10 protein-coding genes are annotated in these 12,801 nt (G+C 66.0%); 1 reads left to right on the top strand and 9 read right to left on the bottom strand.

The genetic code is table 11. The annotated features are described in order from the left end of the window. Positions 1–9 precede the first annotated feature (9 nt). The 7 genes from G7Y54_RS02590 to uvrB are packed head-to-tail and all read right to left on the bottom strand — an operon-like array spanning position 10 to position 9,179. A complete protein-coding gene (locus G7Y54_RS02590; RefSeq protein WP_165076877.1) occupies positions 10–1,323 on the bottom strand; it encodes an ATP-binding protein in 1,314 nt (437 codons plus the stop codon). Further along, positions 1,320–2,768, bottom strand: a complete 1,449-nt coding sequence (locus G7Y54_RS02585; protein ID WP_165076875.1) for a TerB N-terminal domain-containing protein — start codon at positions 2,766–2,768, stop codon at positions 1,320–1,322. Before G7Y54_RS02585 ends, G7Y54_RS02590 begins: the two co-directional genes overlap by 4 nt. A 30-nt stretch (positions 2,769–2,798) precedes the next feature. Continuing rightward, a complete protein-coding gene (locus tag G7Y54_RS02580; protein WP_165076873.1) occupies positions 2,799–3,353 on the bottom strand; it encodes an NADPH-dependent FMN reductase in 555 nt (184 codons plus the stop codon). A gap of 18 nt (positions 3,354–3,371) precedes the next feature. Continuing rightward, complete coding sequence (locus G7Y54_RS02575; protein ID WP_165080166.1) at positions 3,372–4,118, bottom strand: uracil-DNA glycosylase family protein; 747 nt, start codon at positions 4,116–4,118, stop codon at positions 3,372–3,374. Further along, positions 4,105–4,914, bottom strand: a complete 810-nt coding sequence (gene dapB / locus G7Y54_RS02570; RefSeq protein WP_165076869.1) for a 4-hydroxy-tetrahydrodipicolinate reductase — start codon at positions 4,912–4,914, stop codon at positions 4,105–4,107. The genes G7Y54_RS02575 and dapB overlap by 14 nt, the downstream gene beginning before the upstream one ends. Positions 4,915–4,954: 40 nt before the next feature. Then, a complete protein-coding gene (gene ligA, locus G7Y54_RS02565; protein ID WP_165076866.1) occupies positions 4,955–7,099 on the bottom strand; it encodes an NAD-dependent DNA ligase LigA in 2,145 nt (714 codons plus the stop codon). 10 nt (positions 7,100–7,109) lie between these two features. Continuing rightward, on the bottom strand, positions 7,110–9,179 hold the full coding sequence (uvrB, locus tag G7Y54_RS02560; protein WP_165076864.1) for an excinuclease ABC subunit UvrB: 2,070 nt from the start codon (positions 9,177–9,179) through the stop codon (positions 7,110–7,112). A 67-nt stretch (positions 9,180–9,246) separates the two neighbouring features. On the opposite strand from uvrB, the gene G7Y54_RS02555 reads away from it, so the two are divergent. After that, positions 9,247–9,762, top strand: a complete 516-nt coding sequence (locus G7Y54_RS02555; RefSeq protein ID WP_165076862.1) for a hypothetical protein — start codon at positions 9,247–9,249, stop codon at positions 9,760–9,762. On the opposite strand, the gene aat is transcribed toward G7Y54_RS02555, so the two are convergent. Continuing rightward, entirely contained in the window at positions 9,702–10,481 is a 780-nt protein-coding gene (gene aat / locus G7Y54_RS02550; RefSeq protein WP_241159363.1) for a leucyl/phenylalanyl-tRNA--protein transferase, read from the bottom strand. The two genes, G7Y54_RS02555 and aat, sit on opposite strands and share 61 nt — an antisense overlap. 30 nt (positions 10,482–10,511) lie before the next feature. After that, positions 10,512–12,800 carry an ATP-dependent Clp protease ATP-binding subunit ClpA gene (gene clpA, locus G7Y54_RS02545; protein WP_165076857.1) on the bottom strand — a complete coding sequence of 763 codons (2,289 nt, stop codon included), beginning with the start codon at positions 12,798–12,800 and terminating at the stop codon, positions 10,512–10,514. Between the last annotated feature and the right edge of the window lies 1 nt (position 12,801).

The following is a 12,801-nucleotide window of genomic DNA, read 5'->3' as shown; positions in this document are numbered from 1 at the left end:
TGCGGCCTCCTACACCTCAAATTCGGCGAACTGCTCGGCCGTCGGGGCTTCTTCCACGGCATTCTTGGCAAAGATGAAGGCGTCGCTGCCCAAAAGTTCCCGCACGTCGGTCTTCGGGTTCTGGTAGAGGATGTCCAGCACCTCGATGAAATCGCGGATGATCTCGCGCGGCGTGATGTGCTCGTCGGCGCCGATGCGCCCGTATTCGATTTCAATAAATGTCACGAGGTCTTCCTGGCTGATGCCGCGCGTGTAGCCGTAGAGGCCCGCATGGATGTCGGCGAGCTTTTCCACGAGGACGAGCATTTCTTCCTGCGTCAGCGCCTGCAGGCGGATGACCGGGGAGAGCAGGTCCTTGTGGCCGCCGGCAAAGCGCCCCTCGGCCAGCCGGGAACGCAGGGCCTCGTAACTGTAGACCCCGCGCCGGGGGTCCTCCAGCGCCTGCGGCGTGGTGCAGAGGATGATGCCCATATGGCTCGCGCGGCCCTGCATGGTATCGTTGTACATGGTCAGGATCTTTTCATAGTTGTATTGGCGCGTGATGGCATTGGGCACCTTGAAGATGTTGACGAGCTCGTCGATGAGCACCAGCATGCCCGCATACCCGGCCTGCCTGAGGAAGGAGGCAAAGAGCTTCAGGTAGTCGTACCAGTCGTCATCGGTGATGATGATGTTCACGCCGAGGTCCTGGCGCGCCTCCGTCTTGGTGGCGTATTCGCCGCGAAACCACTTCAGCACCCGGGCCTTCGTCACCTCGTCGCCGCTGATATGGGCCTGGTAATAGAGGGTCAGCAGCCGCGCGAAGTCAAAACCGTGCACCATTTCATTGAGCGAGGCCATGATGGACGCGATCTTCTTTTCCACCAGCGGCCCCACGCCCGGGTCGGTGACGCTGAGCCCGGCCTCCATGGCCGCTTCCTGCTGGACATTGTTTATCCAGCGGTCGAGCACCAGCGAGAGCGCGCCGCCCTCGGGCCGCGTCTTGGTGGACATGTTGGCGATGAGCTCCTTGTAGGTGGCGAGCCCCTGCCCGCGCGTGCCCTGCAGGCGCCGCTCCGGCGAGAGGTCGGCATCCAGCACCACGAAATTCTTGGCGAGCACATGGTTGCGGATGGTCTGGAGCAAGAAGCTCTTGCCGCTCCCGTACTTGCCGCAAATGAAGCGGAACGCGGCGCCGCCCTCGGCGATGATGTCCACATCGCGCAAGAGTGCCTCAATCTCTTCCTTGCGGCCCACCGTCACATACGGCAGCCCCACGCGGGGCACAACGCCGCCTTTCAGCGAATTGACAAGGGTCTGGGCGATACGCCGGGGTATTGTCATATAGACAGCATCTCCTTCAGCTCATCCACATAGTCGGCCACGGGGCGCCCATCCGCGTCCAGGACCGTGTCGCCAAAAAGGTCATAGAGCTTTTCATTGATGGCGTCTGCGAGCACCGAGGGCATCAGCCCCTCCACCCTGAGCCAGCCGGTATCGCCCCCCTGAAGCTGGCAGGCGAGGAAGCGCGCCTCGGGCCCGCTAAGCTGGGGAAGGCCCGCGGGCGCTGCCGCCGGCGGGGTTGCGGCTTCCGGCGGCGGAGCCATGGCGGGCGCGTCCGGCTCCACATCATCCTCTGTGACCAGTTTTTCGCGGATGATGTCCGCATCCGAGCGGATCTTGTTCAACAGGCTGAAATCTATGCGGATGCGATTCTTTTCCGCCTCCGCCTTTTTGGCAAGCAGGGCCTGCGTGGTCTCGGTGATGAGCTTGAGTATCCAGCGGTGGGAAATATCGCCCTTGATGGGATGGCCGAAGGCGTATTCCTCGCGCATCATCTGGTCGATGGTCTTGAGCACGGCCTCCAGCTTGCGGCCCGAACGGGAGGTGACAGGGCGCCACTTCGAGGTCCAGATGCCATTCTCGCAACTGTAGACGCACATCCCGTCAACGGTATATTGGTAATTTTTCCGACCGAGGGGATTGCAAAAGATGGCCTGGCTGAAGATGTGCATATGCCCGGGCAGCCGCGCGCCGAAAAGCTGGTCAACAAGGCTGCGCTTGCAGCCTGCCGCATAATGCGCGGCCATGCCTTTCAAGACCGTATATATCACCTCGTCCATGTCTTCAAAATGCGCGGCGTAAAAGCGGGAGCGGCCGAGCCATTTGGGCGCGATCTGCTTTACCGCGTCGAGTACGCTCTCGCGCGGCTCCTGATCCATGTTCTCCAGGACATGGATGCACCGATTATACACTTTTTCCGTAGAGTCCGCGAGCAGCGCGGGGGCAAGATCATAGTAAACGACAAAATCCGGGATCCACCTGTCAAGATAGGCGCTGACGGCCCAGCCGAAGGTGGAATAGCTGCGCTTCAGGAAGAGAAGCTGCTCATAGGCTTCTTCCGCGCTTTCAACGCCGATGCAGTTGATGAGTTCATAAATGTAGAGAAAAATGAAGGTCAGTGGCGCGTATTCCACCTGCCTCGCGCGCACCTTCGGGCGCCAGCTGAAATAGCCGCGCAGCTCTTCATCCGTGAGCGACTGGTAGGTGGGATAGTAGCGGACAGGGTCGCCCGTGTAGCGGTAATCGTCCGCATAGTCGGCGAGCAGGCGCCCCTGCCTGAGGAAGATCTCCTGCCGCGATGCCGGGAAATCCCCTTCCGCCAGAGCCCGCGCGCTGGCGAGCAGGGGGGGCAGCGCCGCGGCCTCCTTGCGGCGCTGCGGGAGGATGGCCTCGTCTTCATACTCGGTGTCATCGAGGATGACTGAGGGATAGCGGGCTTCTTCCATGGGCTCTTCCCCTGGGCGGAGCTCCGGGGTCTATGCGCGCCCCTTTTTCAGCACCCGGGCCCAGTCCACCAGCGCCTGGAGGAGTTCCCCCAGCCTTTTCGTGAGTTCCGCGTCCACAAGGTTCCCGGCGGCGTCAAAGGCCGGCGAGAACGCGTTGGAAAAGAATTCCGGCTTGTTGATGAGGTGCAGGTCAAGATAGACGCAGACCTGGCGCAGGTGCGCCTGGCTGCGGCAGGTGCCCATGCCGCCGCCGGCGCCCACGATGGCGGCCGGCTTGCCGGCGAAAGGCTTGAGGCCCGGCTCGCGCGAGAGCCAGTCCAGCGCGTTCTTGAGGGCCGGCGCGAGCGAATAGTTGTACTCGGGCGAGGCGAAGAGAAAGCCGTCGGCCTTTTCGGCCTCGTCCACAAGGCGCCGCACGCTCTCGGGCTTGGCGATGTCCTCGTTGTAGAACGGCAGGTCGTGAATATCCGCGACCTCGAGCCGGCTGCCAGCGGGCATCAGCTCCTGCGCCTTGCGCAAGAGCCCCATGTTGCGCGAGGCGCGCCTGAGGCTGCCGCAAATGCCAAGAAAGACCAGTTCATCCATTGCTTGCTCCTCCCTTTTTCAGGGCACCGGGGCCGCTCCGGCGGCTTCGCCCAGCAGGGTGACATATTTGCGCACATAGGCGCCGAGTTCCTTGCTCTTGTACTGCATGACGTAACGGGGGTGCTCCAGCGGAACCACGCGCCCGAAGAAGCCGTGCTCCGCGTTCAGGCGCTCGATGAAGGCCGCGTTCTTGCCCGTGCCGAGGCAATAGCACACATCCCTGCGGATGCCGCAGGCGAGCTGGCGCCGCAGGCATTCCACCATGAAGGGCGTGGCGGCCTCTTCAAGGCGCCGGTCATCGTAATAGTTGTAATTCTTCTTCCGGCCCCTGGCGTCCACGCGCACGAAGCCCAGGGGACAGATGGAGTTGATATACCAGTCGCGGTAAAAAGCCTCCGGGCCGCCCATGGCGTCGATGACTTCATAAACGAACACGCTTGACGGCTCGTGCGCCGGCGCGCAGGCGGCGATATGGATGCCACACGCGCTGGCAAGCCGCTTGGGGTCGGTGAAGGGCACGCCCGTGAGGCCCGCGCCGAAGCGGCCGGGATTGATGCCGAGGATGATGTGCCGCTCCCGGTGGTCGGCATAATACTTGCGGTAAAATGCCGCCGAGGCTGCAAGCGCGCAGGGGCTGCCCTGAAACGGGTTCATCACCTCGATGCCCGGGGGCAGCGGCGCGTCGAAAGAAAGCCCCGCGTTGAAGGCCAGCACCTGTTCCCCGAAGGTGGGGCCGGCACCGGCGCGGGGCTTAGCGCTGCCCATCGCCCTGCAGGTCAAAGGTGTCTTCCATGGAGTAGAGCCTGCCCGGCTTGCGGCCCGAGAGCCAGCGGGCCGCGCGCAGGGCGCCGCCGGCGAAATTCTCGCGGGAGTGGGCCTCATGCGTTACCTCGATGCGCTCGCCGGGCCCGAGAAAATACACGGTGTGGACGCCCACCACATCCCCGCCGCGCATGGCCTGGATGCCGATCTCCTTTTGCGGGCGCGCGCCGATGATGCCGTCACGGGCGGAGCAGCGCACCTCAGGGAGCTCCCAGCCGCGGGCCTCCGCAAGCTTTTCGCCGAGCGCCAGGGCCGTGCCGCTGGGGGCGTCCTTCTTGCGCCCATGGTGGATCTCCACCATTTCCATGTCATAGGCCGGCCCGAGGGCGCGCGCGAGCTCGGGCAAAAGCCGCATGAGCACATTGATGCCCACGCTCATGTTGGCCGACCAGAAGAGCGGCGTTTTTTGGGCGAGCTCCCGCAACTGCGCCTTTTGCGCCCCGCTGAAGCCGGTGGTGCCGATGACGAGCGGCACGCCGAGAACGGCCGCCATGGCCGCCGTCGCCATGCTCGCGTCCGGCGCGGTGAAGTCGATGGCAACGGCCTCGGCAGCCTGCGCGCCAAGAGCCTCGAGGCTTGCGCTCACGGGCACGCCGCCCGCCTCAAGGCCGGCGAGGCTTTCCTCCCGGTCCACAAGGCCCGCGATGACGAAATCCCCTGCATCCTCCGCAAGGCGGCGGATGGTCCTGCCCATGCGGCCGGCAGCCCCCACAATGATGATGCACGTCTTTTCCTGCATATCTCAGCGGACTCCTTGAGTAAATTTCCACTATTTCATGTTATTCTTTAAGTTCTTCCTCGGGAATTTTTATCCCTGATTCGGCCAAAAGCCGCCGAAAAGCCTCGCCGTCGAGCACGGTGATGCCGAGGGACTCGGCCTTGGCGAGCTTGCTGCCCGGCTTTTCGCCGGCAACGAGATAGTCGAGCTTTTTGCTCACCGAGCTTACGGGGATGGCGCCGGCGGCCTCGGCCAGCGCCTGCGCGCGGCCCCGCGGCAGGAAGATGGTGCCGGTGAACAGGATGGTCTTGCCGGAAAGTGGCGTTTCCTTTTTCGCGGCTGGCTCAGCGAGGGCAGCCCCGGCCGACACCGGCCACAGGCCGAGCTCGCGCAGGCGCTCGATCACGATGCGGTTGGCCGGGGTCTCAAAAAAATACCTGATGGACGCCGCCACTTCCGGCCCCACATCGGGGAGCTCCAGGAGGGTGTCGGTGGAAGCGGCCGCAAGTTCGTCCAAATCGCGGAAGCGCGTTGCAAGCATGCGCGCGGTCTGCTCGCCCACATGGCGGATGCCAAGCGCGCAAATGAGGCGCGCAAGACTGGCCGTTGTCCGCGCCGTGTCCAGCGCGGCGAGGAATTTTCGCGCAAGGGTCTCGCCCATGCGGTCAAACCCGAGGAGGGCGGCCTCGTTCAGGGTGAAGAGATCCGCCGGGGACTGCACCCGCCCGGCCTGTACCAGTTGTTCCACCCACTTTTGGCCCACGCCCTGGATGTCAAGCCCTGCCTTGGAGACAAAGTGCGTGATGGCGCGCAGGCGCCTGGCCGGGCAGGCGAGGTTGTCACAGCGCCACGCCGCCTCGTCGGGCTCGCGGTGCACGGGCTGCCCGCAGGCAGGGCACTTGTGCGGAAAATGGAAGGGCTCCGTGCCGGGCGGCCGCTTGGCGGGCACAGAGCCCACAACTTCCGGGATGACATCGCCGGCGCGCTGCACGATGACCGTGTCCCCCACGCGCACGTCACGGGCATGGATCTCGTCCTCATTGTGCAGGGTCGCGCGGGAAACCATCACCCCGCCCACGGCTACGGGCTCCAATATGGCCACAGGGGTGAGCGCGCCCGTCCTGCCCACCTGAATCTCGATGGCGAGCAACTTGGTCTCGGCCTGGATGGCCGGGAACTTGAAGGCCACGGCAAAGCGCGGCGCCCGGGCCGTGAAGCCGAGCACCCGCTGGCCCTCCAAAAGGTCGAGCTTGGCCACGGCGCCGTCGATCTCCATGGGGAAGTCCGTGCGATGGGCGCGCACCCATTCCGCATAGTCCACCACCTGTTCGAGGCCGGCGCAAAGGCGCCCGTCGGGCGGCGTGAGGAAACCCCAGGCCGTGAGCCGGGCCATGAGCTCGCTCTGCGTGCGGCAGGGGGCACACGCGCCCCACTCCGTCGAGCCCAAGCTGTAGGCGAGAAAGCGCAGGGGCCGGGATTCGGTGACGGAAAGATCGAGCTGCCGCAGGCTGCCCGCTGCGACGTTGCGCGGGTTGGCGAAGGTCTTGAGGCCGAGCGCTTCCTGCCTTGCGTTGAGCCGGTCAAAATCCTCGCGGAACATGACGGCCTCGCCCCGCACTTCCAGAAGCGCTGGTGCCACGCCCTCCCCGGCCAGCGCCTGCGGCACGCTCGCCATGGTACGTACTGCCTCGGTGACGACCTCGCCCGTCTCGCCGTCGCCCCGGGTCAGGGCGCGCACGAGGCGCCCGTTTTCATAGACGAGCTCCACGGCGAGGCCATCGAGCTTGGGGTCGCACCAGAAGTCCAGCGGCAGCGGGCCGTTGAGGGCCTCGTCCCAGGCGCGGCGCATGCGCTCGGCGAAGTCGCGCCATTCCTCGGCGGAAAACACATTGTCGAGCCCGTACATGCGCTGGCGGTGGCGCTCCTTGGCAAGGCCGTCCAGCAACTTGCCGCCCACCTTGGCCGTGGGCGAATCTGCGCCGGTAATCCCGGGCCAGCGACGCTCCAGCTCCGCGAGCTCGTTATAGAGCGCGTCATAGGCGTCGTCGCTGATTTCCGGCGCGTCCAGCGTATGGTACAGATGGTTGTGGCGCGCGAGCTCGGAGGCGAGAAAGCGCGCGCGCCGGAGCACGGGTTCCGGCGGGGCGGCGTCCCCCTTTTCGGGCTGCCGGGGTTCGTTAGCGGGGGGCCGGGTGTCGTCCGTCATGGGTACCTTTTCACTCCGGGAGGGCGATAAGCCGGGTGCGCAGTGCGCGGATGCGGTCCCGCAACTGGGCGGCCTGCTCAAATTCGAGATCCTTGGCGGCCTGGCGCATTTCCTTTTCCAGCTTCTGCACGAGCGCGGCCACGGCCTCGGCGGTCAGCGGCACCTCGTCCTCGGCGGCCTTGGCCTTGCCGCGCCCGCGGCTCCTGGGCTTGCCGGGCTCGTTCTCCACATACAGCGAGTCCAGCGGCGATTCAAGGCTTTTCGTGGTGCTGCGCGGGGTGATGCCATGCTCCTCGTTGAAGGCGATCTGCTTGGTTCTGCGCCGCTCCGTCTCGTCCATGGCGGCGCGCATGGAGGCCGTCACCGTGTCCGCATAGAGGATGACCTTGCCCTTGGCGTTGCGGGCCGCGCGGCCAAAGGTCTGGATGAGCGAGCCCGTGGAGCGGAGAAAGCCCTCCTTGTCCGCATCGAGGATGCAGACCAGCGAAACTTCGGGGATATCCAGTCCCTCGCGCAGGAGGTTGATGCCCACGAGCACGTCGAATTCACCCATGCGCAGGGCCTTGATGATCTGCAGGCGCTCCAGCGTGTCGATGTCCGAATGCAGGTAGCGCGCGCGGACGCCCATGTTGCAGCAGTATTCCGTAAGGTCCTCGGCCATGCGCTTGGTGAGCGTGGTCACGAGCACGCGCTCCCCGGCCGAGACGCGGGCGCGGCACTCTGCGAGCAGGTCTTCCATCTGGCCCTTGACCGGGCGCACCTCCACCTCCGGGTCCACAAGGCCCGTGGGCCGGATGATTTGCTCGGCCACCACGCCCTGTGCCTGGTCGAGCTCATAGCGTCCCGGTGTTGCCGACACATAGACCACCTGGTTGAGGAGGCCGGTGAACTCGTTGAACTGGAGCGGCCGGTTGTCCAGCGCCGAGGGCAGGCGGAAGCCGTAGTCCACGAGGGTCTGCTTGCGCGAGCGGTCGCCCTTGAACATCCCCCCTACCTGCGGGACCGTGATGTGCGACTCGTCCACAAACAGGAGAAAATCCTTGGGAAAATAGTTGAGCAGGCAGGAGGGCGCCTCGCCGGGCCGGCGGCCGTCAAGGTGGCGCGTGTAGTTTTCGATGCCGTTGCAGTAGCCGAGCTCCTCCAGCATCTCGAGGTCGAGCTGGGTGCGCTGCTCGAGGCGCTGCGCCTCCACGAGCTTGCCCTGGGACTTGAACCACGCGAGGCGCTCCGCGAGCTCCGTGCGGATGTCGTTGGCCGCGCGGTGAAGATTGTCCTGCGCGGAAACGAAGTGGCTCGCGGGGTAGAGCACTGTCTTGCCGATCTCGGCCAGCGTCTCGCCGGTGAGCGGGTCGATCTCGCGCAGGGACTCGATCTCGTCCCCGAAATATTCCAGCCTGAGCGCCCGCTCGTGGTGATAGGCCGGGATGATCTCCAGCGCGTCGCCGCGCACGCGGAAGGTGCCGCGGTGGAAGTCCACGTCATTGCGCTCGTAGTGCACCTCCACAAGGCGGCTGATGAGCTCGTCCATGGGAAAGTGCTGGCCCACTTCCACGGGCACCACCATCTTGGCGTAATATTCCGGCGAGCCCAGGCCGTAGATGCAGGAGACCGAGGCCACGATGATGACATCGCGCCGCGTGAGCAGGGCATGCGTGGCCGCGTGGCGCAGCTTGTCGATATTGTCGTTGATGGAAGAATCTTTCTCGATATAGGTGTCAGACGCCGGCACATAGGCTTCGGGCTGGTAATAGTCGTAATAGCTGACGAAATATTCCACCGCATTGTGCGGGAAGAGCTCGCGGAATTCGTTGTAGAGCTGGGCCGCCAGCGTCTTGTTGGGCGCGAGCACGAGCGAGGGCCGGTGGCAGGCGGCGATGACATTGGCCATGCTGAAGGTCTTGCCGGAGCCCGTGACGCCGAGCAATACCTGCGCCGGCACGCCGGCGCGGATATTGGCGGCGAGCTCGGCGATGGCCTGCGGCTGGTCGCCCATGGGGGCATAATTGGTTTGCAGCTTGAAGGGCGCTGGCGCCCCCGCTTCCAAAACCGGGATATTTAGATTACCGTCATTGAGGTGCATGTGAGCCCTCCGGCTGTGCCCAACTCATCCGAATCTCGGCCGCAAGGCCGCAAACCGCGGGGACGCTATGGAAATTTTGCGCCTAGACGCGCCGGGAAAGCCCCTTTGCGACAGGATCTATGTGCTCGGCGCCACGCTGAAGGCCTTTCGCGGCAAGCGCCATGTGGAAACGCACATCATCCGCCACGGCGCCACCGAAGAGGAGCTCGCCGCCCTGCGCGGCAAGGGCCTCGTGGCCGCGCCAGACCCGGCCATGCCGGCGGCGCTCCTCGAAGGCGCCACCGAGGACCGTGCCCTCGCCTGCCTGCTCGAGGCCTTCACCGCCGAAGAAAGCGAGGCCCTGGCCGCATGGCTGCAAAAGCGCTACGCCGACAGGATCGAAAAGCTCGTCATCTGCCCGCTGGACCTTCCCGTGCCCTTGGGCGTGGGGCCGCTCGGCGAAATACCCGAGGGCGGCGAGACCGGCTTCATCCACTTTGACGCGGCCCCGGGCTATGACCTGCCCTTTGCCGCGCGCGCCTTTTATGACCTCTCTTTCCAGACCGAGGGCGAGGTGTCCCCGCAGGGGCCCACGAACACATAGCGCTCGCGCCAGGGCTCCCACGGGCAGAAGCGGGGCTCACTGTCATCCTGCGGCGGGGCTGGCGCCCCGTTTTCGGACGCCAGCGCGGCCGAAAGCTGCCGCAAAAATTCGTTGCGCGGCAGGAGCTTGGCACCCATGCGCACCATATGCGGCGTGGCCTGCTGGCAGTCCAGCAGGGTGGCGCCGCGCCGCCTGAGGAGCGCCACGAGGCCGGCCAGCGCCGCGCGCGAGGCCTCCGGCTCCGTATGGAACATGGACTCGCCGAAAAAGGCCCGCCCCAGGGCCACGCCGTAGAGCCCGCCCACCAGCCTGCCGTCGCGCCACGCCTCCACCGAATGGGCATAGCCGTAGGAATGCAGCCGCTCATAGGCGGTCAGCATCTCGGGCGTGATCCACGTGCCCGGCGGCTCCGGGCCTGAACGGGGAGCGGCGCAGGCGCTGATGACCCGGCCGAAGGCCGCGTCGAGCGTGAGCGTGAAGGGCGAGGCCCGCATGGTGCGGGCGCTGCGCCTCGGCAGGTGGAAGTCCTCCAGCGGCAGCACGCAGCGCGGGTCCGGCGACCACCAGAGCAGCGGCAGCCCCGGCCCGTACCAGGGAAAGATCCCAAGGCTGTAGGCCGCAAGCAAACGCACCGGCCCGAGATCGCCCCCCATGCAGAGGGGCGCGTCGGCCGGTGCGTTTGCCGGGTCGGGAAAGCGGGCTGCCAGCCGGGAAAACATGGCCAACATGGCAGCCTCTCCCGTCAGGATCTAGACAGCCGGGGCGGCCGTGGCCGGGGCCTTCTCGCGGCGCTTGCCGGCGGGCGCGCGGGGAGCCAGCGTGAGCGCGTCGTCCTTGAGGCCGAGCTTGACCACGCCGCCCTTCTTCAGGAAGCCGAAGAGCAGTTCCGTCGCCAGCTTGTCCTCCAGCTGGTTGCGCAAGAGGCGCCGCAGCGGCCGCGCGCCCATGGCCGGGTCAAAGCCGTGCTCCGCCAGCCACTGGCGCGCCGGCTCGGAAACGCGCAGCTCCACCTTGCGCTCGGTGAGCGTTGCCCGGATCTCGTCCAGGAACTTGTCCACGATGCGGAGCATCATGGGCTGGGTCAGGCTGTGGAAGGGCACCATGGCGTCGAGCCGGTTGCGGAATTCCGGCGCGAAGAGGCGCTCCACGGCCTTGAGGCCCTTGCGCGCCGCGTCCGTGGGCGCGGCCTCGCCAAAGCCGATGGGCGATCCGGACATCTCGAAGGCCCCGGCATTGGAGGTCATGATGATGATGGCGTTGGAGAAATCCGTCTTGCGGCCGGAATTGTCAGTCAGCGTGCCATAATCCATGACTTGAAGTAACACATTAAAGATGTCCGGGTGCGCCTTTTCCACCTCGTCCAGCAGGATGACGGAATACGGCGCCTTGCGCACGGCCTCGGTGAGCTGGCCGCCCTCGTCATAGCCCACATAGCCCGGAGGCGAGCCGATGAGCCGCGAGACCGAGTGCTTTTCCATGTATTCGCTCATGTCGAAGCGCAGGAACTCCACCCCGAGGATCTCGGCGAGGCTGCGGGCCACCTCCGTCTTGCCCACGCCCGTGGGCCCGTAGAAGAGGAAGGAGCCCGAGGGGCGCCGCTCGCGGCTCAGGCCCGCGCGGGCGCGCAGGATGGCGCGTACCGTGAGCTCGATGGCCTCGTCCTGCCCGAAGACACGGCGCTTGAGGTCGCGCTCGAGGTGGGCGAGGCGCCCGCGTTCGCTGCCCGAGACCGTGCGTGGCGGCACCCCGGCCATGCGGGCCACGATGCGCTCCACGTCGGCGACGGTCACGGCCGGGCGCGGATTTTCCCCCACTTCAGCCTCGCGGCGCAGGCGCACGGCGGCGCCGCATTCGTCCATCACGTCGATGGCCTTGTCCGGCAGCAGGCGGTCACGCACATGGCGCGCTGAAAGGTCGGCCATGGCCCGGAGCACGGTGGGCGTGTAGCGGACGCCGTGATGCTCGGCGTAGCGGCCCTCCAGCCCCTGCAGGATGGCGAAGCATTCCTCCACGCTGGGCTCGCGCAGGTCGATGCGCTGGAAGCGGCGGGCGAGCGCGCGGTCCTTCTCGAAATGCTTGCGGTATTCCTCGTAGGTGGTGGAGCCGATGCAGCGGATCTCGCCGTTGGCGAGCGCGGGCTTGAGCATGTTGGCCGCGTCCAGCGAGCCGCCCGAGGTCTCGCCGGCGCCCACGAGGGTGTGGATCTCGTCGATGAACAGGATGGCGTCGGGCATGTTCTTGAAGGCTTCCACGATGCCCTTGATGCGCGCCTCGAAATCGCCGCGGTAGCGCGTGCCCGCCACGAGCAGGCCCATGTTGAGGGCGAAGATGCGCGTTTTTGCGAAGAGCTCCGGCACCTTGCCCTCGGCGATACGCAGGGCGAGGCCTTCGGCCATGGCGGTCTTGCCCACGCCGGCCTCGCCCACGAAGAGAGGATTGTTCTTGCGGCGCCGGCAAAGGATCTCGATGGCGCGGTCAAGCTCCTGGGCGCGGCCCACCAGCGGGTCGATCTTGCCTTCGCGGGCCTTGGCCGTGAGGTCGACGGTAAATTCGGCGAGCGGGTCCTTTTCGCCCTTGGCGCCTTCCTCGCACTTGCGCTCCCCGCCTTCGCGCTCCATGCCGTGCGAGATGAAGGTCAGCACGTCGAGGCGGTTCACGCCCTGCTTGCGCAAGAAATAGCGGGCATAGCTCTCCTCCTCGTCCATGATGGCGATGAGCAGGTCGCCCATTTCCACGGCGGCGCGCCCCGAGGAACGCACATGCCCGAGCGCGCGCTCGAGCACCCGCTGCACGCCCTCGGTCTGGGCGATGCGGTAATCCCCGGCCTGCGGGGCGGATTCCATTTCGGAGCGGAAAAAGCCCTCCAGCTGCTCACGGAGCAGGCCCACGCCCGCGCCGCTGCCCTCGAGGATGATCCGGCCCTTGGTGTTCTTGGTCAGCGAGAAAAGAAGGTGCTCCACGGTCAGCATGTCGTGGCCGCGGCGCTGCACTTCCATGACGGCGTCCCGAAGGACCTCCTGCACGCTTTTGCTCAGCATA

Origin of the sequence: Desulfovibrio sp. ZJ746 (genome assembly GCF_011039155.1) — a bacterium.
Lineage (GTDB): Bacteria > Desulfobacterota > Desulfovibrionia > Desulfovibrionales > Desulfovibrionaceae > Desulfovibrio.
The sequence above is the reverse complement of the archived record's forward strand: the minus strand, read 5'-3'. Positions and strand labels throughout refer to the sequence as shown.

What these genes read in the sequence shown, in the direction of transcription:
- G7Y54_RS02590 (WP_165076877.1), bottom strand. Translation starts at nt 1,323, where the DNA reads ATGACAATACCCCGGCGTATCGCCCAGACCCTTGTCAATTCGCTGAAA.
- G7Y54_RS02585 (WP_165076875.1), bottom strand. Translation starts at nt 2,768, where the DNA reads ATGGAAGAAGCCCGCTATCCCTCAGTCATCCTCGATGACACCGAGTAT.
- G7Y54_RS02580 (WP_165076873.1), bottom strand. Translation starts at nt 3,353, where the DNA reads ATGGATGAACTGGTCTTTCTTGGCATTTGCGGCAGCCTCAGGCGCGCC.
- G7Y54_RS02575 (WP_165080166.1), bottom strand. Translation starts at nt 4,118, where the DNA reads ATGGGCAGCGCTAAGCCCCGCGCCGGTGCCGGCCCCACCTTCGGGGAA.
- dapB (WP_165076869.1), bottom strand. Translation starts at nt 4,914, where the DNA reads ATGCAGGAAAAGACGTGCATCATCATTGTGGGGGCTGCCGGCCGCATG.
- ligA (WP_165076866.1), bottom strand. Translation starts at nt 7,099, where the DNA reads ATGACGGACGACACCCGGCCCCCCGCTAACGAACCCCGGCAGCCCGAA.
- uvrB (WP_165076864.1), bottom strand. Translation starts at nt 9,179, where the DNA reads ATGCACCTCAATGACGGTAATCTAAATATCCCGGTTTTGGAAGCGGGG.
- G7Y54_RS02555 (WP_165076862.1), top strand. Translation starts at nt 9,247, where the DNA reads ATGGAAATTTTGCGCCTAGACGCGCCGGGAAAGCCCCTTTGCGACAGG.
- aat (WP_241159363.1), bottom strand. Translation starts at nt 10,481, where the DNA reads ATGTTTTCCCGGCTGGCAGCCCGCTTTCCCGACCCGGCAAACGCACCG.
- clpA (WP_165076857.1), bottom strand. Translation starts at nt 12,800, where the DNA reads ATGCTGAGCAAAAGCGTGCAGGAGGTCCTTCGGGACGCCGTCATGGAA.